This is a genomic window from Mesorhizobium sp. B2-4-7, assembly GCF_006442685.1.
Taxonomy (GTDB): domain Bacteria; phylum Pseudomonadota; class Alphaproteobacteria; order Rhizobiales; family Rhizobiaceae; genus Mesorhizobium.
This window is the reverse complement of the sequence record NZ_VFVH01000007.1, coordinates 65945-87106: the sequence shown is the minus strand read 5'-3', so window position 1 is coordinate 87106 and position 21162 is coordinate 65945. Positions and strand designations below refer to the sequence as shown.

The window sequence follows — 21162 nt, the reverse complement described above, 5'->3', positions numbered from 1 at the left end:
GTCGAAGAAAGGCCGGCCGCCTAACGCTGGCCGCCGGAGGCCGTGATGCGTTCGCCTGTCAGCCAGGCGGATTGGTCCGAAGCGAGGAAGATTGCGACGCGCGCAATGTCATCGGGCCGTCCCAGTCGGCCCATCGGCAAGGTTGCTCCGATATTTCTGGCAGTCTCACCTTCGATGCCTGCCACCGCCAGACCCTCGGTCTCGGTCATGCCGGGTGCGATCGCGTTGACGCGGATATTGCGGCCCACGAGCTCGTTGGCGAGCGCCTTGGTGATTGTATCCACCGCGCTCTTCGAGGCGGAATAGATGACCGAATTCGGCACAGGATTGGTGCTCGAAATCGTACTAAGATTGATTACGCTGCCGCCGGCAGGGCCAAAGGCGTTTACGGCTTCCTGCGTCGTTAGGAGGATGCTCAGCACGTTGGTGTCGAACTGGCGATGGAATTCTGCTTCCGTCACCTCCTCCAAAGGGGCGAAGCGGTACACGCCCGCATTGTTGACGAGGATACTGGGCCTTCCGAACGCGGTCTTCGTTTCGGCGAACAGCCGCTTAACGTCGGCGCTCTTGCTTACGTCCGCCTGGATCGCAACGGCCTTGCCGTGGCCGCCCAGGATCTCGCCCACCACCTTGTCGGCATCGCTCTTGTTCGACGCGTAGTTGACGACAACGGCCGCGCCCGCCTCGGCGAACTGCCGGGCGATTTCCGCGCCTATGCCCTTCGATGCGCCGGTCACTATTGCTACTTTGCCCCTGAGATTGTCCATGGTCTTACTCCTTTCAGCTTTGTGAACCGCCGTTGAGTGGCGTGTTGCTCAGGAGTTAAATCATGCGCAAATCGGCGAGTAGCGCTGCCGATCTCATATAATGTATACGTATTCCGTATGAATGATCGGCTCCAGCAACTCGCGATGTTCGTTCGCACGGTGGAAACCGGCAGCTTCTCGAAAGTGGCCCGAGAGTTCGGATTGTCGCAACCCTCCGTCTCGCGGACGGTCGCGGCGCTGGAAGAACGGCTGGGCGTCAAGCTACTCACGCGTACGACCCGCGAACTTTCGCTAACTGATGCCGGCGAGGCGCTGCTTTCCCGGGCGCGCGAGGCACTTGCTGGGATCGAAGAGGCGGAGAGCGCAGCGCGTGGGGCGGATCAGTTGTCGGGGATATTGCGGGTGGCTCTGCCGGCGACTTATGGGGTGCGGCAGATCGTACCGCTGCTGCATGGTTTCTTGGAGCGGCATCCTTTGCTCAAGGTCGATCTCATGATGTCCGACCGCTACGAGAATCTCGTCGCAGAAGGCGCAGACATGGCGCTCCGCCTGGGCAACCAGCCGGACTCCAGTTTCGTGGCGCGTAAACTTGCCGCTAGCCGCCGTTTGTTCGTGGCCGCGTCTACCTATCTCGCACGACGCGGCACACCGACAAAACTCGCCGAGCTTAGTCAGCACCATCTCATTGGCGGTCCCAGTGATACGGGCGATCAGAATTGGACCGCCCATCGCGAAGGCGTTACCGAGGTTCAGCCCGTCAGCCCGCGCGTGCGAACCCGCTCTGCCGCAGGTGCTATCGCTTGTGCGAGCGCCGGCCTCGGTATTGCGATCGCATCGAGGTGGATGTGCGCGGACGAGCTTGTCTCGGGAGCTCTGGTTGAAATCCTTCCTGACTACAGCCTCGAGCCGGTGACCGCCTTTGTCGTGTTCCCCGCCGGGCGACGCCCTTCGCAGAAAGCCCGCGCCTTCAGCGACTATCTGGAGCAGGCACTGCGCTAAAAGGCAGAGTGCAGCCGCTACGCTGAGATCGACTGTTCGCCTGGCACTTTGCCGCCATTGAGAGCCGCTTCTGGCGCGCGTTCAGCACGCGCTGGAGCCTAGGAGCAGATCCGGCGCCTTCATGATAAATCGAGGTCAACCGGCCGAAACGCTGAACTCCTCTTGGCGGCACTTCACGGCCGCTACTGACCCAGCGAGACCTCCTCGCCGGCCTGCATAGGAACCGGTGAACAGGCCGGCCTTCAAGAAGGCCAGAAGCTCGCCCTGCGGTGTCTCGACGAAGATCGGCAAGCTCCGCACGGTCCTTCAGTTTTTTGGACATTCAGCGCTTTCTGAGGACGTCGCGCTCCATCGCGCTGACGCAATGTGGGCGAGCCACTCCTCCGGCAAGAGCGACACGATGAACGGTGGCAAGTTGCCTGGGATCGTCTCGCGAATGAGCAGCGTGCCGCCTGTTCGGTGAGCAGGCTTCCACCGCCTCTCGAAACCGTCATGGATCAGCTGTCCAAGCGAGATCCCGTGCCAGGCAACGAGAAACTCCAATGCGGACTTGTTGCCGGCGATTTGCCGGCGTCGGCCCGCGCCGAAAGATAGCGTTCTGCCCCTGCCCTTCCCGACACCAGCTGTTCTCACGGGCGAGCGCCCAAACCGCGTCCGCGGCTGCTTGCGGCGATCCAAACTCACCGATGAGACGCACAGCAAGTTGTGCCCGCATCTGCCCGGGTATCGCACTCGCATGGTCGCCGCGCAGCCGGAACGCTTCCAAAAACCCCTGTCGTGGGGACGAAGCATCGGTGCGCAACTCCCCCATGTCATCTCCAACAACAACGCCCATCGTCGACGGGTGGGCTGGCGCCTCATTTTGAATAATCTCGAGGGTGCGTAGGCGGGTGCGCTGGTTGCGTCGCCCGCTGATAAAAAGCCGCCCGTCCGGCGTAGGTCCGAGCAGAATCGCACTTGCCGATGACAGATACGCCGTTGGATAGAGATAACGTGCGATCCGAACGGCATGGTTCAGGATCGTGGTCTCGATGTCATCGGCAGCATCGACATAGATACCGCGAACGAGCTGAACCAATTCGCCTGCTTGCGAGCGCAGATGGGCATCGTGCGACTTCACGAGGCCTTCAGAAACTTGGCTCCTCTGACGTACAGCTGTGGCATGGGCCGTTTCAATTGGTCGTGCGCGCATTCGAAAACGCCGAGGCATGTTTGCAAGGCGGGCGGCGGTGCCCGATCCGTGGTCCAGCCCTGACTTGGCTTCTCGTACCGATCCAGCGCAGTCTCGGCAGGCAGACGCAGAGTGCTCCACCGGCGGGGCAACCCCACCTCGCTATCCTCTGCCAATTCGAGAGCCATTCATATCGGCACGTCTAGAGTGCAGGCTGCTCAACGCAGCCGTTCAACTCCTTCTCTCAACGCAACACCGGTCGCGCCGCGATCGACGATTGCGGCCTCTTGAAGTTGCTTGTCACGGCGCCCTTGCGCCTGCGTCGCCATCCGGGTTTGCGGTCGGCAATGGCAGGCAGACTCGACCGGCATCGCTGAAGTCGCAAGGGCAGCCGCCCTGCCCTACCAGGATCGCTGCAATGTGAGCTGCCCAATGATCTCAGTGGCTCGATTTCCGACAGAGCCCTTTACGACATGTAAAACTGGATTCCCGTGGATCGATCGCAATCGGGCGCGCCAATGAGGATCAAAAATTGCAGCGCCCCTGTGCGGTTTGAGCAGCGCTTGGCGGATGGCGTCCGTCAGCGCTGGGCGGGTTGGAACCGCCCTGCCAGGCACCGGTCCGCTTGTGCCACCCTCGACCTTTGACTGGCGCGATCTTTACTGCGGTAAAAACTTGCCCTTGTCGCAGAGAAAACATGCATTTAGCCACGCAGCGGCAGAGTCCTGGGTTCAGACGACAAGCAGCCGCTATGATCTCGCTATTCGGCAGTAAGACGCCTGCTGGTGGCGTTAACCTTCTGTTAACCCAAAACTTCTTGCCGGGCTGTCCGAATCGGAGCTTAATGGCGCTTGTTGAATAGTTTCTTCGCAAAAAGCGCCAATTCAGGTTTCGACAAGAATGAATATCGCCATGCGGCTACCACGCTTCGAGTTCGATGACAAAATCCTCGAGCAGGGTGCTGAGATATCGCGACGCCTCAATCAGTTGCGCATGGAGAAATTTCCACCCAACGCGACCAAGACGCTGCGTTCATTTTCGATGGCAGAAGTCGCCCACTATCTCGGTGTGTCGCAAAACAATCTGAAGCGGCTACACCTTGAGCGCAAGGGTCCTTTGCCGGAACAGATGCCTTCCGGGCGCCGCTCCTACACGGCCGCGCAGATACTCGAACTTCGCCATTTTCTGGACCAGCATGGCAGGACCGAGGTCAAGAAGTATGTCCCGCACCGCAAACCCGGCGACAAGCTCCAGGTCGTTGCGGTCGTCAATTTCAAAGGGGGCAGCGGCAAGACAACGACTGCCGCCCACCTTGCCCAGCACTTGGCTCTGACAGGTCACCGGGTCCTCGCGATCGATCTCGACCCGCAAGCCTCGCTGTCTGCTCTGCATGGATTTCAACCGGAACTCGACCGCAACCTCTCGCTCTATGAGGCGATCCGTTACGATGACGAGCGCCGGCCGATCTCCGATGTGATCGTGCCGACGAATTTTCCTGGCCTGGATATCATTCCGGCCAATCTCGAGCTGCAAGAGTACGAGTATGACACGCCGCTCGCTATGCAGGACAAATCCTCCGCTGCCGGCCGGCAGTTCTTCGTCAGGATTGCAAACGCCTTGTCCGAGGTGGACGACCGCTATGACGTGGTCGTCGTCGACTGTCCTCCGCAACTTGGCTATCTGACTCTAACGGCCATGTCGGCGGCGACGTCCGTTCTGATCACCGTTCATCCCCAAATGCTCGACCTGATGTCGATGAGCCAGTTCCTTTTGATGCTCGGCGGCATCTTGAAGACCATCAAAGCCGCTGGCGCGGCGATCGAACTCGATTGGTTCCGCTATCTGATCACGCGGTACGAACCGACAGACATTCCGCAAGCCCAGATGGTCGGCTTCATGCAGTCCATGCTTGCTGGCCAGATCCTCGAAAATCCCATGCTCAAATCGACAGCGATCTCGGATGCGGGCCTGACGAAACAGACGCTCTATGAGGTGGAGAAGTCGTCTTTTACCCGCTCAACCTATGACCGGGCGATTGAATCGCTCGACGCGGTGAATTCGGAGATCACGACACTTATTCACCGCGCCTGGGGACGGACATGACGACGCGGTTTACGGCAGTAAATAGTGGCAATTTTTGCCGTGAATTCAGTCCATTAGCCGCGAATCGGAGCGATTGAATGGCACGCAAGGACATTTTCGGAAGTGTCATGGGTCCCGCATCGGCAGTCGCCGATGCCCAGGACGTCTCGAGCTACGCCGTTCGTGGTGCATCACGGTCGATCATACAGTCGTTCCAGGAGCTCTCGAAGGGCTCAGTCGTCGATCTCGATCCGGATTTGGTCGACACCTCATTCGTGTCGGACCGTATCGACGATGACGATGAAGCGTTTCAGGAGCTGCTGGTTGCAATTCGGGAACGTGGCCAGGATTCTCCTGTGCTGGTCAGGCCCCACCCTGACATTTCGGGACGTTTTCAAACTGTCTTTGGCCACAGGCGCGTCAGGGTTGCCCGGCAGCTGGAACGGCCTGTGCGCGCCGTCGTCAAGAAGATGGACGATAGGGACCATGTCATCGCCCAAGGCCAGGAGAACGCCGCCAGAGCTGATCTGTCCTTCATCGAACGGACGCTTTTTGCCGACCGCATCCTCAAGCGGGGCCATTCGCCTGATACGGTGAAGTCGGCCCTCGCGCTCGACGATACGACCTTCTCGAAGATGCGCTCCGTGACCAGCACCATTCCAGAACAGGTCATTTTGGCGGTAGGGGCTGCCAAAGGCGTTGGCCGAGACCGCTGGTGGCAGCTTGCCAAGCTTATGGAACATCCTGGTGCGGCGGCGAAGGCCATGGAGTGCGTGAGCCGCGCCGATTTCGCGCAGCAAGGCAGTGAGGCCCGTTTTGCCCGTCTGTTCGACCTTGTGAGCGCCTTAGAAAAGCGCCCACGCGCAGCAGCGAAGCCCAAGGAGCGGGCGTGGATGCCCCAGGACAAATCCGTTCAGGCCAAGATCACCGACACGGGAAAAGTGTTTACGCTTGCCTTTAAGTCCAAGGAAGCATTGCCCTTCGGTACATTCATTGCCGGCAAACTCGATGAGCTTTTCGAGGCATTTCGGGAGTCGGAAATGGCGAAGAAAACAGGAGACTAAGACCGCAAAAGAAAAAGGCCCCCGAACGTCACCGTCGCGGAAGCCCTTCTCACGTCTGTAGCAAGCTGAGAATCGCATTTCCCCGAATCACTGTCAAGAGTCGTGGCGCCGTTTCGGCGAGCAGATTTCTTTTGCCTGATTGAAAGGTGAGGGAAATGGAGAGTGGGTACGCGACGACGCCCTTTGGGCGGCGGCCGATGACGCTTGCGCTGGTGCAGGCGAATGCGGCATCACGGGAGATCCCGCAAGGATCTGCTGTCGAAAAATGGCAAGTCTACCGTTGGCTATGTGAAGGTAAGTCCATCATCGGCGTGGGTGACCGCGCCCTGGCAGTGCTGAACGGGCTGTTGTCCTTCTACCCGGATGACCAGGTCAGTGAAGAAAACGGCTTGATGGTTTTTCCGTCGAACGCACAGTTGTCGCTGCGCGCGCACGGCATGGCCGAGTCCACGCTTCGGAGGAATCTGGCCGAGCTGGTGAGTTGCGGGCTGATTGTCCGCCGCGACAGTCCGAACGGCAAAAGGTTTGCTCGCAAGGGGCATGGCGGGAATATTGCGGAGGCATTTGGGTTCTCGCTGGCGCCGCTGCTGACACGGGCAGCGGAATTCCAGCGAGCGGCGGAGCAGGTCCGGTCCGACGCTCTGGCGCTCAAGTTGATGCGCGAACGGATCACGCTCCATCGACGCGATATTCAAAAGCTTGTCGAGGCCGCGATCGAGGAGGGCGCCGCGGGCGATTGGGGGGCGGTCTGGAGACGGTTTAGGGCTATCGTGGAGGCAATACCGCGCAGGGCCGGCCTGTCCGATCTGGAGAGCATCGTTGCAGATCTCGCCGAGCTCCACGATGAAGTGGATAGGATGTTGGAAAGCTTTATGAATTCCACGAATCCTAGCGCCAATGAATCCCATAATGAGCGGCAGCAATCTGATTCAAACACAGACTCTACTTTTGTATTTGAACCAGCTTTCGAAAAAAGCAGGGCGGCGGCCGAGCCAGCATCTCCTCCGGCTGAGAAGCCGAAAGGCTACCCAATTGGACTGGTGCTGCGCGCTTGTCCCGAAATTGCGGACTATGCCGTTAACGGGATCGGAAACTGGCGCGATCTGATGATGACTGCCGCCCAGGTGCGGGGATACCTTGGCGTTTCGCCCTCAGCTTACGAGGAGGCCTGCCATGTGATGGGCCAGGAGGTTGCCGCGATCGTGATTGCGTGCATCCTGCAAAGGGCGCAGCACATCAATTCGGCCGGCGGCTACTTGCGTGTGCTGACCGACAAGGCGAGGGCGGGAGAGTTTTCGGTCGGACCGATGCTCATGGCAGCCCTGAAGGCCAATGGGGCAACAGCAAGAATGACCGGATGATGATGAGCACCACAATTTGTGCGGGCGCTCGACCAAACGACCGCTCTGCCTGTAGATGCTTAGCCGACTTTGTCGTGTGAGACCTTGCCCCCTGCATGTCATCGCACGACCGGGCAACATTCTGATCAACCCAGCTTATGCCGTTTTTTACTGGGCCGCGGCTGTTTGGCTCCTGATCAGGGCAGGGGAGGGGCGTTACAGTCCTGAAGCCACCGGGCTCAAAAATGCTCCAGCCGGCGGCAGAGGCGCGACGGGTGTTTGCCGAACTCGCTACCTCGACATGCTCGCGCGCACGGTCGGCTCGATCGGCGTCCGTACTCGGGCGGTGGCAGCAGCCCGGGCTTGAAAGCTGCCGAGAACTGCCATATCTTTTGCACAAGAAATATGCCTCTCAATATGGTAGGACGAATTCTGTGGCCCCTGCATTCAAGATCCTCGAGCAGAATGGACCTCTCATCTTGTCCTATATGGACCGGAACGGGAAGATTGCGATCGAGCAGGTCGCGGACGGTTTTGGCATGTCCAAGGGCCAGTTGGCCCAGACCGCCGGTCTTGCGCGCGAGACCCTTTATCGCTCAGAGCGCAGCGCTGCGGTAAAGACACAGGGGCGTCTGCGGGAAATGCTCGAGATCATCAGTCGCGTGACGGATTGGGCGGGTGGCAAGGAGCAGGCGATGGCTTGGTATCGGGCTCAGCCGCTTCCAGCATTTGGCGGACGCACCGCTGAGGCGCTGGTGAAGGATGGCAAGGCCGCAGCGGTCCGTGATTATCTCGATCATATGGCCGTCGGTGGTTTCGCTTGAGGTTCGTTGGAACCTGCTACCGGGCACACGATCCACGTTGGGCATTCAAGCCGACTTCCGGCGAAGGGGCGGCGATCAGAGGTGCGCGATTAAATCCCAAAGGCGTGCCGGCGCTCTATTTGGCGCTGACCATCATGACAGCGGTCAAGGAAGCCAACCAGGGGTTCGCGCACCGGATCGATCCTTGCGTGCTGTGTTCCTATGAGATCGACTTCGATGACATCGTGGATTTGACAACGGACGAGGCGAGGGGAGAATTTTCTATCGCGCTCGAGGACATGGCCTGCGCCTGGGCGACGGCGCTTAGCGACGGAGAGCGCCCGGCGTCCTGGTCCGTCTACGACAGGCTGCGGCCTCGGAATATTGCCGGCATTGTGGTCCCAAGTTTCGCGCCGAGCGCCGAGAAGGAGGATCGTAACCTGGTCCTTTGGGACTGGGGTCCGGGTCTGCCGCACAAGGTAGCCGTATTCGACCCAAGCGGCCGGTTGCCGAAGGACCAGCTGTCCTGGAGATAACGCACTTTTCCGCATCCGAAGGGCAGGGGAGGGGCGAGCCCGGCCTATAGTCCGCTCGCCTTTGTGAGGTTGACACGGAAGCGATCGCGTCGGCGCTGATAGCGGCGAGTCATTTCAGCCGAGGCATGGCCGAGCTGCTTTTGCACATAGCGCTCATCGACTTCGGCCGAGGAGGCGAGGCCAGCGCGTAGCGAATGTCCGGCAAAGAGCTTTGCTCGTTCACCTTCCGACAGATCGCCGCGCACGCCGGCCGCCAGCGCAGTGCGCTTGACCAGGCGCGCGACCTCCTGATCGTTGAGCCGATCGGCGCCGACCGCCTTGCCCTGCTTGGTGACGCGCCTGAAGAGGGGACCGTGCGCGATACGGGCGAGCTTGAGCCAGGTCTGCACCGCGACAACCGGGCAGGTGGCATCGGACGACCCGCGCCCGACTTCAACCTCCCGCCAGCCGGTCTTGCCGCGAAGCGAAACCAGCATGCCCTTGTCGAGGATATCGATCCAGCCGCGGCCGTCCTCAGTCTGGTCGCGGCCGACGTCCAAAGCCACGATCTCGGAGCGCCGCAGGCCGCCGGCGAAACCCAAGAGCAGCATGGCGCGGTCGCGCAGGCCGCGCAAGGTTCCGCGGTCGAGTGTTTCTAGCATAGCGGTCAGATCCTCGGGAAGGATCGCCTCCTTCTGCCGGGGCGGGGCGGCGTGCTTGTTGCGGATGCCGGCCATCACGGTGGCGATGTGCCGATCCTTGCGGTCCAGCGGCTGGCCGCGCTGCGTGTAGTTCCAGGTCAGGGATGACAGGCGGCGCTCGATCGTCGCTACCGCCTTTTTGTCCCTTCCAGTGCCCGAAGCCTGCGCGGTGATATAGAGGCCGACGGTCTGCGGGTCCGGCCGCGATGGATCAAAAGACTGGCGCCGGCACCAGGCGCAAAAATGCTTCCAGTCGGCTGCGTAGGCGCGACGGGTGTTCGCCGAACTTGCTGCCTCGACATAATCGCGCGCACGGTCGGCGAGCTTTTCGAGATGCGTAGGCAACGATGTCTGTCGCGGGTCAAGGACCGACGGGAGAGGGGAGGGGCCTTCATCCGACCGCCCCATCTCCATGACGACGTCGACAATGTCCGGCAGGTCATCGGCGTCGATTGCGTCGGTGGACACCATCAAATTACGGGCTTTGCCCATCCAGCCTCGTCCATTCTAATGTCGCAGCAATGCGATTCTTGCGAGCGAAGGTGCGGCCAAAGTCCGGAATTGTCCACCGCGAGCTGTGTGACGGAATAGCTGAGGGAATTGTGTCCGCTCCGGTCTTGGTATCGCATCAGCGGGAGCGCAACGGGCCTGTCCGATCCAGGGATGGCCTCTCAAGGGTGGTCTCTCCTTGTTTTCATGTTCAACATCCTATTCCGTTCAACAGATGGAGATCCCAAGATGACCATACGTGGCGCAGCGACAGCCGCAAGCGAGGAGCGGATCGCCCACACCCGCAACCGTCTGGTGCTTGAGCAGGCGAGGGCGGTCGGCCTGCTTGGCGCGGCCAAGAACACCCGCCTTTCCGGCAGGGTGTCGTCGGAATTGATCGAGGCGGCAGAGAAGCGCGCCCATGTGAGCTCAGACACCGAACTGCTTGAGCTCGCCTTGTCGCGGCTGGCGCTCGAGGATGATTTCGGCGCCCGGCTCGTCGGCCGCAAGGGCAGCATCTCCGCGGACATCGATCTTGGCATTTGATCTAGGCGGCGCACTGCGGTCCCTAAAACCTCAGCGGCGCAGCGCTGGGCTGGAACGGCGACCGGATTCCGCCCTGTCCTGGGCAGGTGACCAGTCGCCCGTCGGCGGCGTATTGCTCCTCGACACCAGCGTCTATCTGGATGTCCTGCAGGGACGCACGCCCGAAGCGGTCGATAACCTTCTGACCTATCGGCTCTGTCACCACTCGGCCGTCTGCCTTGCCGAGCTCAGCCATGTGTTCGGCCGGCTCGATCCGGCGCACCCGACGACAAAGTCGGTCCCGGGAGCCGTTGCAGATACGATTGAGGATATTCCGGCGCACCGGCTGCATGCACCCGACGCCAACGCTTGGGAACGCGCCGGCATGCTGGCCGGCCTGTTGTTCCGGCTGAACCATCTGCCGAAAGGGGAGGGGCATGAGCGCCGCTTCCTCAACGATGCGCTGATCTTTCACCAGGCCGGTATGCTTGGGGCGACGGTCCTGACCGGCAATGTTGGCGATTTCGATTACCTCAGCCAGCTTGTTCCGTCGGTGCGGGTGATCTTCTACCGGGCAGCGCCAGGTTTGCGCCCGCAGGCGTAAAAGCGTCAGTGGGATGCACCAGCGCTATCGTTAGCCGTTCCAGGAAAGACCGTCGCGCTGTGGGATGGTCCGGAGGGTCGCTGGGCGTGAATTTTGGGCTTCTGCTCGACGAAAACGGCCATTCGTCCTTGTAGCCCACTAACGAACGATAATGCAACATTATCATTCGTTTGATATGTGCGACAAGTGCGGCGGTTATGTGCAAATAGATTGCTAAAAGCGCCGCCGTGATTCATCGTGCTTGCGATGATTCTGCGACCCAAACCCTCTCTGTCTCGCCATGGCGTGCTCGGCGGCGCCCCTTCGATCGCACCGATGGCAACGGTGCCGGCTTGGTTGCGCCGGGCCATCCCCGATGCGCAAAGCGGTGCAGGAAAAGATATTGAGGACGTGGCGCTCGTTGCCGGCGCCGCCATCGGCGCACTCGATGCGGTGGTTCGGCGGCAGGAGCGGTGGGCCGGCGCCTGGCGGCAGCGGCTGGCAATTTCGGCGGCCGCGGCAACGGCAAAGCAGGCCGGCCGCGTCGAGGACGAAGCGGCCTTGCGCGATGCCGTATTGCTCACAAGACCGGGCGACAACGTCGGTCCCGCCGGCCTTTTCCTTCTTGCTTGGCGGCGGCTGGCATCTCGGCCAGCGCACGATCTGCTGACGGAGAAAAATGTCGAGGCGGTGCTGGAAGATCTAGGTCTCACGCTCAACGATGAGGCGGTCAGCGACCTGACGGACGATCTGCGACAGCTTGCCGCCAACACCGGCACGGTCGAAACGCTGGTCGGAGTCTTCGCGGTCGCGGAGCGTTACGGCTTCCGGCGCGTTCTCGGAGCCTGGCTTGCCGATGTCTTGCTCGCGCAGCGGCTAGGCTGGACACATGCAATCCCTTTGTTGGGCGCCGAAGTGACCTTAGTTGTGGGTACGGGCCGGGCGCGTCGACCAGTGACTGCCGCTCTGGCTGCCGGCGCCGAAACGGAAGCCGATTGGGCCAAAAGCCTGCTGGCCGCGCAGGCGCGCGCTGCGCTGCGCGCCATTGATCTTTTCGCCGAACTCGAGCGCCGCGCGGAACGGCTGCTTGCGGTTGCGCCGAAACTCAGGGCCAAGGCGGCGGACGTCGTCGTGGAAAAGCTGCTCTCTGACGACTCGATCGTCGCCTCGGAACAAATCGCCGGCATGAGCGATCGCGGCCTGCGCCGCCTGTTTGACCGGCTGGTCGAGCTCGGTGCCGTGCGTGAATTGTCCGGCCGCGCCACCTTCCGCATCTACGGGCTGTGAAGACAATGGCGGAGAGTGCACGTAGGCGAGGAGGGAGCCGGCTAGATGACCGTCGATCAGCTGACCAGCTGTTTGACCGGGAGCTGGATCACCTGCCGCCGGAAGCGCGCTGGCGCGAATGGATGAACCGCGTCGAGGCCACGATCTTTGCGGCCAGCGAGCCAGTCGACCGCGAAATGCTCGCCCGCATCGTCGGGAAAAGCTGCAGCATTGATCTTCTCATCGACGACATCCGCGAGGAGCTGCGCGGCCGCCCTTACGATCTGGTTTCGGTCGCCGGCGGCTGGAAACATTTGACCCGGCCTGCCTATGCAGACGCCATCCGCGCTGCTGTAGGTGGAAGTGGGAAGACGGCCGACCTTACGCAGTCGGAGGTTTTGGTGCTGATGTGCATCGGCTACTTCCAGCCGATTACCCGCGCCGAACTGTCGTCGTTCTTCGGCAAGGAGATCAGTCGCGATTTTATTGGTCATCTGCGCGGTGCCGGCCTGATCGCTTCCGGTCCGCGCAGCCCAACGCCGGGCGCGCCCTACACCTACGTGACGACAAAAGAATTCCTGCTGGAGTTCGGGCTCGACACGCTGCGCGACCTGCCGGATTTCGAAGCCCTCGAAGACGCGGGGCTGTTGTCGAAGGAGAAGCTGCTGGCGGGCGACATCATGCCGGAATTTTCAATCCAGCAAAACTCCAACGGCGAGATCGAAGATTAAATGCCCGCTAGCTATTAGCATCCACGCAGATGGTGGATGGTGCTCGCTCCAAGCGTGAGAAATCGTTGACGGGCGAAAGCGGTTAGGAGTTGGATAGCTGCGCAGGGGGAAGAGCCATGCCGCTCAATCTACGTATCGGGATACTTGTCGTCGGATCGCTCGATTGGGAGAGCAAAAGCTACGGCGGGCATTTTGTCGGAAAGCCGGATCAAGTTCGCATGAAGTGGCGGGAGACACGCCTAAAAGCAGACAAGCGGTCGATCCAATACGTTCGTGTCCCGATCCGGTATGGCCGGCGGTCCTCTAGTCGTGGCAACACCTATACGATGGTTTTCTCGCCTGAGCTTGGTCCACGACTTGGTATTGGCAAAATCTTCCGCTGTCGCAATCCTGCCAACGGCATCGACGATTTGGTGCAGGAGGCCAAAGAACTCTGGAGAGCGGAGCAGCCAAATGGCAACGACGTAATCTCCGCAGGCTGGGGATGTGTCGCGATCCTGACGTCGCCCGGCTTTCTCGACCACGAGGACGCTGCGGATCGAACGAAGCTGCTGGAAGATTGGGCTGCCTTTACGGAAAAGCAAAGCCGTTACGCTGATTTCGCATTTTCCGCCGCCGACCGCGCCGCCGCCGGGGATAGGCCTGTGATTGAAAATGGCCGCCTCAACATCCCTTGGCCGAACTTCAGAAACAACTGGCCGCTCTCGCTGGACGTGGTTCTGCTGACAGCGACCAAACCGAAAATTATGCTGAAGGGAGCATACTGCACCGCGCAAGAGATCGCCGACGCTTGGAAAAAGAACAAGAAGGAAGATTACTATTTTCGCAACAATTTGCTTGCCGGAATTCGAACGGCAGACGATGAGGAAATCAAAACGTATCTAGACGGCTGAAGTGTTGCCGTAGTGCCTTAGGGTCGCATCGCGTCATAGGTTTTGCCAAGGTGCCTTGCGCTGCTGGCTGGACCAACCCAAGCGCCCCATCGTGAGAGAAGGGAGACGCAGTCAGCAAGCATGATCGGAAGAGCTTGCTTGGTCCCGACATGAGGATCGCATCCTCGATGCCGGGTGCTCCTTTTCGAAGTGAGCCTAGTGCACCGTCGAGCCAATCAGGTCCCATGCCGCGGCCAAGGTGATAATTTCGCGATCCAGTGCTGAATAGATTTTGCTTGCACAACCTGATCGTAAGCGAGCTGCAAAGCCGCCAATCGCCTTCGGGGAGTTCGCTTTAGCTCTCAGCTTCCCCGATGTGACTAACGCCGCGGCTAGGCCACGTCGGACGGGGGGACACCCGCCATCAGATCTCTCAAAAGGGGAGCAAGGGTTGGGAGGGGACAACCAAAGATAATACGGCGGCTAGGAAGCCAGGCGCTTTGCAGAGCGACAACCCAGTAGCGAACCCTCTTTTCGCCCTCGATGCGAAACCCAAATATCGGCCCGCCGCTCATGCCAACGACACTGGAGATCTGCAAGCCGTCATCGATCTCTCCAACAAATCGCGGGTAGGTGGTCTGGCGCGTGCCAGGCGGGAGCGTCTCATGTCGCAACACGCGAAACATGGTAGGCGAGACTGCGCCGTTTCCCGAAGCGTCAATCGCGGGCGATGTGAATTCCTGAGGCAGACCCAGCATCGCGTAGCCATCAAAGCAAACTCGGTGCTGGTGAATCCACCGCTCCTCATCGAGTGCTACTGTTCCGTTCTTCGCCAGAAGGTTGGTATAGTAGGGACGCAGAGGAATGGCACCAAAATCGAGCCCCTGTTCATCGTCATCGACGATGTAGAATGGCTCGTTTCTCACATCGAACGGAATTGGATTGTCTGTGACACGGCCTTGAGCGAACGTGTCAGCCAGAACGACATCGATGACTTCGATCCTGTCATCGGCGAGTTTATCCTTGAGATCGGCCAGAACGTGTCCTGCGGTGACGAAGCAGGTGGAGCCTGCGATGTCGATCAGCGTGCCATTGTATGCCGCAAAAGAGAGCGCTTCCTGTTTGGAAGCGCTTACTAAACGATAGGTCACGCAGATCGCCACGAGATGACGGCCGAAAAACTGCAGGCCGTCGCTTTCGCCCCACTCCCGGGTATCGCTGGTCTGATCCATCTGCCGGCTTGAATCCTTCAAGCGTAGCAACCTGCACGATTGGACCTGGCTAGGCAACCTTTGCGGCACACGCGCATCTTGCCTGCAGCGACAGTGCCGCGCGCCAAGCAAGCCCAGCGGCGCGGTCGTCCGCCTCAGGGAATCGATATGGTGGATGTTCTCGTTGCAGCTAATAGGGCCGTGTGGGTCGCAAGGTATCGGTGGGAAGAAAATGCCCGCGGACCCAACGCACCAAATAGTCGACGAGAAACGGTAGATCTTGCACATGCCGTTGAATCGTACGCAGCAACGCAACGTAGTCCGATCGCCCTTTGATCAAGTGCTCGAGCAACAATCCGGTCGCAGCCTGCCGGAATGGGTAAGTAGAACCATCCGACCAGAGGTCACGAAGACACTGTAGCGCCGCCAGCACGTGGGATTTTGGCTCCGCGCCTCGCCCACCTATGACCTCGCACAAAGTCCGGTACAAATATCCCGGTGCCTGGCCTTCGGCGGCGTCGAGTCGAAATGCGCGAGCCAGAGCAATGCCCGAAACTCCAATGTATGTATGGCCGCTATCTACCAAGTCAGCTGACCAGCGAATGAACGTGTCGAAGTCAATATGGCCGTGTTCGGCCGCGACCCCGAACACTTGATGAAGCCATGCACTACGGCTCCATCCCATAATGTGCGCAAACTCCCTGATAGGCCGATCGTCGCTGATCAATAGATGCTTGTTCTGGATGGCCAAGGCTACGCTGTCGAAGAAGTCGCTCTTCCCACCCTGCAAGAATTCAATCAATTCCTTGGGCAGTTCGTCGGTCAGAAGCAACGGACAAACGTGGGCATTGGTTTCGACCCACGCTATCGCCTTGTCGATATCTTCGAGCCAGGTCTTGACGATCTCCGGAGCGACTTCCGTCGCAGCGATCCGTCCGTTGTCGTATTGAGCCGTCTTGAGGCCGTCTTTGAGAGAAAATTGAATTTGTTCACGACGGGCAAGCAACCGGTCAGATACGCTCTGAGGCAGATGAATTCGACCACACGTTGCCTCGATAGTCTCGAGAGCCCTCAACCGCCAGCCTGTCCAGAATGCCAAGAGATCCAGCGTGCATCCCTGGATCGCGTTCTCACGGACGGCGATTGCGGCGGTATCTCGTTCAGCCTCGTTGCCGATCGCGACTTTCAGCGGCACTCCCTGGGACGCCAGCCCAGCTGCGACCTCGATCGTGTCGACGCCGATGCGATGCGCGAGCATAGCAAGTGGCCACGGTCCGTTCGTGTAGGTTTCCTGCTCCTGCTTGACCCAGTCAAATCTTTGCTTCAACTCGGCGATCAGGTCATTGAGTCCGTCGGGTCGCTCAATATCGATTGACACCTTCCGAAACCCAAATATTTCGGGAAAGCGGCCCTCATGATGCTCCATCACGTAGTGAAGTCGGGCGACGTACTTGTGGCGAAGCGCTATAATCTGGCCCGGCCTGCCAGATGGATCCAGGAACCGATCACCGCTTGAAAGTCCTATGAGTGCTCGGACGAGCGGATGGTCAGGCTCCCAGGATTCATTGTCGAGTCGACGGAGATCGGGATCCGGCTCGACCACCAGAAAGAGCCGCTCGCCGTCGTCGTAGCTGAGGTCCACCGCAACGTCAGATGCAACGACTCTAGCATTCCACGATCGATCTTCGTTGTCGGTACGGCCTTCCTCGATGACGAGCGCCGAAAGCGTCATCCATGCCTGCGATCGATCGCGGTTCTCGAGAAAGAGGCGATACGCAAGAGCCGCCGCCCTATCGAGGTAGCCAAAGTGGCCAAGCAAGCTTGCAATTCGAAAGCGATCCTTAAGGCGTCGGTATCGAAGAAATTCCAGGGGGTGATCGAGTTCGGCGACGATCTCCGTCGATTGATTCTGACGGAGCAGGATTTCAATTCTCAGAAGGCGCGCGTCCGCATCCGAAGCATCGAGACTCAAAATCCTTTCGACGGACGCACGCGCCGTAGAGAGGTCGCCAACGTTCCACGCGTGAGTTGCGGTTGCCCAAAGTACGTCGGGTGTGTCGCGCACGATTGGTGCTGCACGCTGGAGCGCATTCCGAAAAGCCTCATCCCGACGGGCCGCGGCGAGGCACTGCAGATACATCGTAGTCAGGGGACCGGGACGGTTCAGGTCGACAGCGCTGTCCAAGAGTGCGGCAGCTTCCTCCGGCAAGTCGTTGTGGCGAAGCTGGTCGGCGACTTGATATCGCGTGACGACATCAACCGTGTCGGGCAAGCCCTCCACAATTTTTCGCAGGCGAGTCGTGATCTCATCATTACCAACGCCGGTTTTCTTGTCACAGCGGATAAGGAGCAACTCAGCCTCGACTTTATCCGTGCCCAGCTGTCGAAGGGCTTCCACCGCCTCCCGCACCCTTCTTTCGTCATCGAGAACAAGCGCGAGTTCGCCGATGAGATGCCATCGTGAGCTTGCCAAGGCAGGGCTCAGCTCGTCCGGATCAATAGCCAACACCCGACCCAATGCTCCCGAGGGGTCATCGAGTGCGACTAGGTCAGCGGCGAGAAACTGGTTCTCGGGATCACGATCGCCTTCCAGCGTCGCCAAGGCATCCTTCGGTCTGCTCTGGCCAATCAGAGATAACGCGAGAAGACGTCGCAGCTGAGGCTCGCCGTGAACGACGGCGGCTGCGCGCTTAAGCAGTGTCTCGCATTCCGCGGGCCGATCCCCCAGCCGCAGGAGGACGCCAGCGTTGTTCAGATAGGCAACAAGATCATGTCGATCGGCAAAGCCGATTTCCAGCATATGTTCCGCAACTGCCTTCATATCGTTGGCCGCGGTGTTGAGTTCATCGGGACTGATCGGGCTACGGGCTCCCGGAACGGTGGCGCCGGATGTCACGACTATAGAGAGCGTTGCAACGGCCCCAATTCGCTTGAATTCCGCGACCTCGGGATGCTTTCGTGCAAGCTGACGATTTCGCTCTGCCCAATCGGAGACGTTTCGACGGCTGTAAAATTCTGCCAGACCGAGATCCGCATGAGTGCTATCGACGAGATCCGGCGGGATGAGCGAATGTGGGTCGCCGGCGAAATCTGATCGCGCCGCTGCTTGGAGTAGATAACCTATCGCATGATCGGCACGCGGCGTACCGGCCAAAGCCTTTTGCGCAAGATCCATGGCCTCGGAATATCGTCCCTGAATCGTCCGGGCCAAGGCGAGATTGGCATTGGCATTCGGATCATCAGGGCGGATCGAATGCGCCGTTTCGAACCGCCGTGCCGCGTCCGGCTCCCGGCCCAGATCGAGAGCCGCCGCGCCCAGGTTGGTTTCAATCCGAAAGCGGGCCCACGGCTTCTTGTCCAGGACCTCCTTCTCTAGCAGCCCAAGAAGTGCCTTCTCCGCAATAAGCGGCTGATCCTCTCCCAATAGATCGCGAAATGTATCGATGCGGGCATGCAACGCCGGATCCTCGCTGGAGAGACTGCTATTCGATGAGCTATCTGTCGGTAAGGAAACAAATCCCATTTGCCGAAGCTGTTCGCCGACTTGCAAGGCAATCTGTCCCGCCAAGTCGCCTGGAGCGCGGTCTCCCGGTAATGGCTGCTGTGGGGCAGACGTGGATACCGAAGCCGGGAAGAAAAAGGCGTACGCCCGCTCATGGAGGGCGATCAGGACCTGGAGCGCTCCCCAACCATAGAGTGAAACCGTCAGGTCGTGGCCCTCTTCCCGCAGGGCTTTCTCAACGGCAACCGCTGCATCGGTCGCATGGGTATCGTCTTCCGCGGTTGTGGCAAAAATGATCTCCTTCAGTGCTGCCTCGAGTTGCAGCGCCGCCCGGCAATCGGAGAGGATTTTCGCCTGCTTGAGCGGCTTTGTGACCCTTCGGCATTGGACGCCGACATAGTGGTTGGGATCGCCATTGCGACGTCCGATTACATCGATTCCGCGCTGATCCTGCCCGCCGCGGCCGTACTCAACGGTGTTCGGGTCGTTCAGCTCATCGCGAAACAAGATCACACACCCGCGCTGCAGCGCCTGCCAATCCTTAGGTTTTGGGATTTCGTGGGCAAGTCGCGTTGATAGCGGCACACTCTGGTCAGATGGTTGCCGGAAGACGCGGCTGGGGAGGTCAACAAGTACCTCGTTGCTGTTTCCCGATTTGCCCTGGTCGCCCGTTTCAGCCATCAGAAGCTGACGCCTACGATCTTTACGCCGATCCGGTCGGCGAGTTCGAGCAACTCGGAATAGATGTCAGAGTTGCCGGTCAAATCGAGCGACGCGCCGGACTGCACCAACATGTTTGCCGGAATTCGGTCGCCAAACAGCATCACCGCGAGAGCCCGGTCGTCCTGCCGAGAAATCCAGCAAAGTCCCTGGATATCTGGGCATTGTGCGTGAATGGCTTCAGCCCAGGGGCGTGTTGCAGGATATCGGTCCTTCTCAGTGTCAATAATCTGGCTGCGCTTGATGCCGAGTTTCCGCAACGCGGTGACGCTCAAATCAGCTAGGACCAAATCCCTCCGTGGCACCACCTGCGAATAGACTTGATCGGCTAGTTTCACCTTGTCGTAAGTCTTCAGGCCTGCGGTGAATGGCACATCGTGGAAGACGGTTTCCATGGCCGCACAGTCGAAGGTCGTACCGCCATAGAGAGTTGGGACACTTGCCCCATTTGCACGCTTTATCGGGCTGAATCGGGCGTTGCCTTTAAAGCCTGGATTGAATTCCGCGCCGGCATAGAGATTCAAATGTATGCGATGGATAGTTTGGTCCGCTGGCCATATCGCTCGCGTTATGTTGTCGTGCAAATCGTTCGATGGGACGGGAACTGGTGTTGTCAGGGGTCCCCGTCCAATCTTTGATTTAGCCATGGAGTGCGCCTACCAACTCATCCTCGGCCGCCGCAAGAACGCGCTCGGGTTGCGCAGCGAGCACATCTTGCGGACGCTTGCCTCCGAGGAAGCTATTAACGGATGCAAACCAATAGGCGAGCCCCCAGTCATCCTTCTTCCCGTGTAAGACGCTCAGAATTTTAGCGAGCGTTTTCATCGGCCGATATCCGGTGGCGGAATCCAGAGCGTAGCCAGGGAAATAGTCTATACCCCGATGCCGAACGGCAAAGATCTGACCCTCTTTCTTCCACTTGTTTGGCTGTGCACTTGGGTTGCTTGTGCTGAACCCAGCCATCTTAGCGATTTGGGGAGCGGTTAGCCAATCGCCGCTTTCCAGCACGGCCTTTCTTGCCTCGGCCGCCATCCGCGCCTCGACAAGCATATGCTGTGGGGGCGGAACCTGAGGGACCAGGGCCTCAATTATCGAGTTGATTGCCTCACGCTGGCGACGCATCAGGATGGTTCGAACCAACGGCGCAATGCTGACGACCGTGTCGGCTAGCGCCCGAACTGCGGGTTCGCTCCCATGCTCGAACGTTAGTGCGATGACCTGCTCCGCTGTCAGCCGATCAAGTTGGTCGCCAACCTGCTTAGGCGTTCCGGTGAGTGCGCCAAATCCCGATAGTTCGATGGTGTCATTAGAAAGTGCCATGATATCCAACTCCGTTGGTTTGGTGAGGGTGATTACATATATAGCATGATAACCGATCTCATCAAGAGTGTCGACTTGAACTCTGGGCTGCCGCTTCATCCGGGCGGTCGGCCTTTCGGGTGATCGGGTGCGCCGCCAAAATTTATCCTGGGCTCACTGCCTTCCGATTCGTCTCGTTATGGCCGCACGTGATATGTTCGTGGTATGTTCGGCACGCATCAGGTAGAGTGTCGGGCAGCGACCTACGGTATCAAGCTAGAATGGTGCGCACGGAAAAAGCCCGATTACGACCGAGCGATTGCGCGGTTTGCGTGTTCGGACGCCGAAGCCGACACCTGGCTGGAGGGTTTTGCCGACGACACCTACCAAGCCAAAGAGCTGCGGTCGACGCGGACGCGGCCGATCACACCATCGAAGAACCCGGCGAGCAGTACTTCAACGCTGCCAAGGATGAAGGCCGTCGTGAAGCTTCGTCGGGGAGGCGGCCGCAAAATATCGGAA

General features: G+C 59.7%; 18 protein-coding genes. 11 read left to right on the top strand and 7 right to left on the bottom strand.

Annotation, left to right across the window (positions count from 1 at the left end; translation table 11 throughout):
• Positions 1 to 20: 20 nt before the first annotated feature.
• Positions 21 to 767: a glucose 1-dehydrogenase gene (locus FJ946_RS19350; protein WP_140499716.1), complete on the bottom strand. Its 747-nt coding sequence runs from the start codon at positions 765 to 767 to the stop codon at positions 21 to 23.
• Positions 768 to 884: 117 nt separating this feature from the next.
• Between FJ946_RS19350 and FJ946_RS19345 the strand changes: the two genes are divergently transcribed.
• On the top strand, positions 885 to 1766 hold the full coding sequence (locus FJ946_RS19345) for a LysR family transcriptional regulator (RefSeq protein ID WP_140499714.1): 882 nt from the start codon (positions 885 to 887) through the stop codon (positions 1764 to 1766).
• Positions 1767 to 2256: 490 nt separating this feature from the next.
• Here the strand turns inward: FJ946_RS19345 and FJ946_RS19340 are convergent, their stop codons facing one another.
• A complete protein-coding gene (locus tag FJ946_RS19340) occupies positions 2257 to 2886 on the bottom strand; it encodes a HipA domain-containing protein (protein ID WP_210239470.1) in 630 nt (209 codons plus the stop codon).
• Between the two features lie 951 nt (positions 2887 to 3837).
• Here FJ946_RS19340 and repA point away from each other — a divergent pair.
• From repA to FJ946_RS19315, 5 genes are all read left to right on the top strand, one after another.
• A complete protein-coding gene (gene repA / locus FJ946_RS19335) occupies positions 3838 to 5040 on the top strand; it encodes a plasmid partitioning protein RepA (RefSeq protein ID WP_140499712.1) in 1203 nt (400 codons plus the stop codon).
• Positions 5041 to 5117: 77 nt separating this feature from the next.
• Positions 5118 to 6083: a plasmid partitioning protein RepB gene (repB, locus tag FJ946_RS19330; protein ID WP_140499711.1), complete on the top strand. Its 966-nt coding sequence runs from the start codon at positions 5118 to 5120 to the stop codon at positions 6081 to 6083.
• A 155-nt stretch (positions 6084 to 6238) separates the two neighbouring features.
• Positions 6239 to 7444, top strand: a complete 1206-nt coding sequence (repC, locus tag FJ946_RS19325; RefSeq protein WP_140523080.1) for a plasmid replication protein RepC — start codon at positions 6239 to 6241, stop codon at positions 7442 to 7444.
• Positions 7445 to 7911: 467 nt separating this feature from the next.
• Positions 7912 to 8247: an MbcA/ParS/Xre antitoxin family protein gene (locus FJ946_RS19320; protein ID WP_181165405.1), complete on the top strand. Its 336-nt coding sequence runs from the start codon at positions 7912 to 7914 to the stop codon at positions 8245 to 8247.
• On the top strand, positions 8244 to 8762 hold the full coding sequence (locus tag FJ946_RS19315) for an RES family NAD+ phosphorylase (protein ID WP_140523085.1): 519 nt from the start codon (positions 8244 to 8246) through the stop codon (positions 8760 to 8762). Before FJ946_RS19320 ends, FJ946_RS19315 begins: the two co-directional genes overlap by 4 nt.
• 44 nt (positions 8763 to 8806) lie before the next feature.
• Here FJ946_RS19315 and FJ946_RS19310 read toward each other — a convergent pair whose 3' ends face one another.
• Positions 8807 to 9934 (bottom strand): site-specific integrase, encoded by a 1128-nt coding sequence (locus tag FJ946_RS19310; RefSeq protein WP_140523089.1) that lies wholly within the window; start codon positions 9932 to 9934, stop codon positions 8807 to 8809.
• Between the two features lie 246 nt (positions 9935 to 10180).
• On the opposite strand from FJ946_RS19310, the gene FJ946_RS19305 reads away from it, so the two are divergent.
• The 5 genes from FJ946_RS19305 (at position 10181) to FJ946_RS19285 (ending at position 13929) form a co-directional block, all read left to right on the top strand.
• Positions 10181 to 10477 (top strand): hypothetical protein, encoded by a 297-nt coding sequence (locus tag FJ946_RS19305; protein WP_140523092.1) that lies wholly within the window; start codon positions 10181 to 10183, stop codon positions 10475 to 10477.
• Positions 10467 to 11060, top strand: coding sequence for a type II toxin-antitoxin system VapC family toxin (locus FJ946_RS19300; protein WP_140523095.1), 594 nt, complete (start codon positions 10467 to 10469; stop codon positions 11058 to 11060). Before FJ946_RS19305 ends, FJ946_RS19300 begins: the two co-directional genes overlap by 11 nt.
• A gap of 246 nt (positions 11061 to 11306) precedes the next feature.
• Positions 11307 to 12326, top strand: a complete 1020-nt coding sequence (locus FJ946_RS19295; protein WP_140523097.1) for a DUF1403 family protein — start codon at positions 11307 to 11309, stop codon at positions 12324 to 12326.
• A gap of 5 nt (positions 12327 to 12331) precedes the next feature.
• Positions 12332 to 13036: an SMC-Scp complex subunit ScpB gene (locus FJ946_RS19290; protein ID WP_181165401.1), complete on the top strand. Its 705-nt coding sequence runs from the start codon at positions 12332 to 12334 to the stop codon at positions 13034 to 13036.
• Positions 13037 to 13152: 116 nt separating this feature from the next.
• Positions 13153 to 13929, top strand: coding sequence for a hypothetical protein (locus FJ946_RS19285; protein WP_140523100.1), 777 nt, complete (start codon positions 13153 to 13155; stop codon positions 13927 to 13929).
• Between the two features lie 371 nt (positions 13930 to 14300).
• Here the strand turns inward: FJ946_RS19285 and FJ946_RS19280 are convergent, their stop codons facing one another.
• The 4 genes from FJ946_RS19280 to FJ946_RS19265 all read right to left on the bottom strand — a co-directional run bounded on the left by FJ946_RS19280 (position 14301) and on the right by FJ946_RS19265 (position 20760).
• Positions 14301 to 15140, bottom strand: coding sequence for a hypothetical protein (locus tag FJ946_RS19280; protein ID WP_140523103.1), 840 nt, complete (start codon positions 15138 to 15140; stop codon positions 14301 to 14303).
• Positions 15141 to 15309: 169 nt separating this feature from the next.
• The gene (locus FJ946_RS19275; RefSeq protein ID WP_140523105.1) at positions 15310 to 19302 is read right to left on the bottom strand and encodes a tetratricopeptide repeat protein; all 3993 of its coding nucleotides are present in this window, start codon (positions 19300 to 19302) and stop codon (positions 15310 to 15312) included.
• On the bottom strand, positions 19302 to 19988 hold the full coding sequence (locus tag FJ946_RS19270; RefSeq protein ID WP_140523108.1) for an RES family NAD+ phosphorylase: 687 nt from the start codon (positions 19986 to 19988) through the stop codon (positions 19302 to 19304). The genes FJ946_RS19275 and FJ946_RS19270 overlap by 1 nt, the downstream gene beginning before the upstream one ends.
• Positions 19981 to 20760, bottom strand: coding sequence for a hypothetical protein (locus tag FJ946_RS19265; protein ID WP_224656323.1), 780 nt, complete (start codon positions 20758 to 20760; stop codon positions 19981 to 19983). The genes FJ946_RS19270 and FJ946_RS19265 overlap by 8 nt, the downstream gene beginning before the upstream one ends.
• Positions 20761 to 21162 lie beyond the last annotated feature (402 nt).

Bases quoted from the DNA above. Each gene is read 5' to 3' on its own strand.
- FJ946_RS19350 (WP_140499716.1), bottom strand. From the start codon at position 767: ATGGACAATCTCAGGGGCAAAGTAGCAATAGTGACCGGCGCATCGAAG.
- FJ946_RS19345 (WP_140499714.1), top strand. From the start codon at position 885: ATGAATGATCGGCTCCAGCAACTCGCGATGTTCGTTCGCACGGTGGAA.
- repA (WP_140499712.1), top strand. From the start codon at position 3,838: ATGAATATCGCCATGCGGCTACCACGCTTCGAGTTCGATGACAAAATC.
- repB (WP_140499711.1), top strand. From the start codon at position 5,118: ATGGCACGCAAGGACATTTTCGGAAGTGTCATGGGTCCCGCATCGGCA.
- repC (WP_140523080.1), top strand. From the start codon at position 6,239: ATGGAGAGTGGGTACGCGACGACGCCCTTTGGGCGGCGGCCGATGACG.
- FJ946_RS19320 (WP_181165405.1), top strand. From the start codon at position 7,912: ATGGACCGGAACGGGAAGATTGCGATCGAGCAGGTCGCGGACGGTTTT.
- FJ946_RS19310 (WP_140523089.1), bottom strand. From the start codon at position 9,934: ATGGGCAAAGCCCGTAATTTGATGGTGTCCACCGACGCAATCGACGCC.
- FJ946_RS19305 (WP_140523092.1), top strand. From the start codon at position 10,181: ATGACCATACGTGGCGCAGCGACAGCCGCAAGCGAGGAGCGGATCGCC.
- FJ946_RS19295 (WP_140523097.1), top strand. From the start codon at position 11,307: ATGATTCTGCGACCCAAACCCTCTCTGTCTCGCCATGGCGTGCTCGGC.
- FJ946_RS19290 (WP_181165401.1), top strand. From the start codon at position 12,332: ATGGCGGAGAGTGCACGTAGGCGAGGAGGGAGCCGGCTAGATGACCGT.
- FJ946_RS19285 (WP_140523100.1), top strand. From the start codon at position 13,153: ATGCCGCTCAATCTACGTATCGGGATACTTGTCGTCGGATCGCTCGAT.
- FJ946_RS19280 (WP_140523103.1), bottom strand. From the start codon at position 15,140: ATGGATCAGACCAGCGATACCCGGGAGTGGGGCGAAAGCGACGGCCTG.
- FJ946_RS19275 (WP_140523105.1), bottom strand. From the start codon at position 19,302: ATGGCTGAAACGGGCGACCAGGGCAAATCGGGAAACAGCAACGAGGTA.
- FJ946_RS19270 (WP_140523108.1), bottom strand. From the start codon at position 19,988: ATGGCTAAATCAAAGATTGGACGGGGACCCCTGACAACACCAGTTCCC.
- FJ946_RS19265 (WP_224656323.1), bottom strand. From the start codon at position 20,760: ATGAAGCGGCAGCCCAGAGTTCAAGTCGACACTCTTGATGAGATCGGT.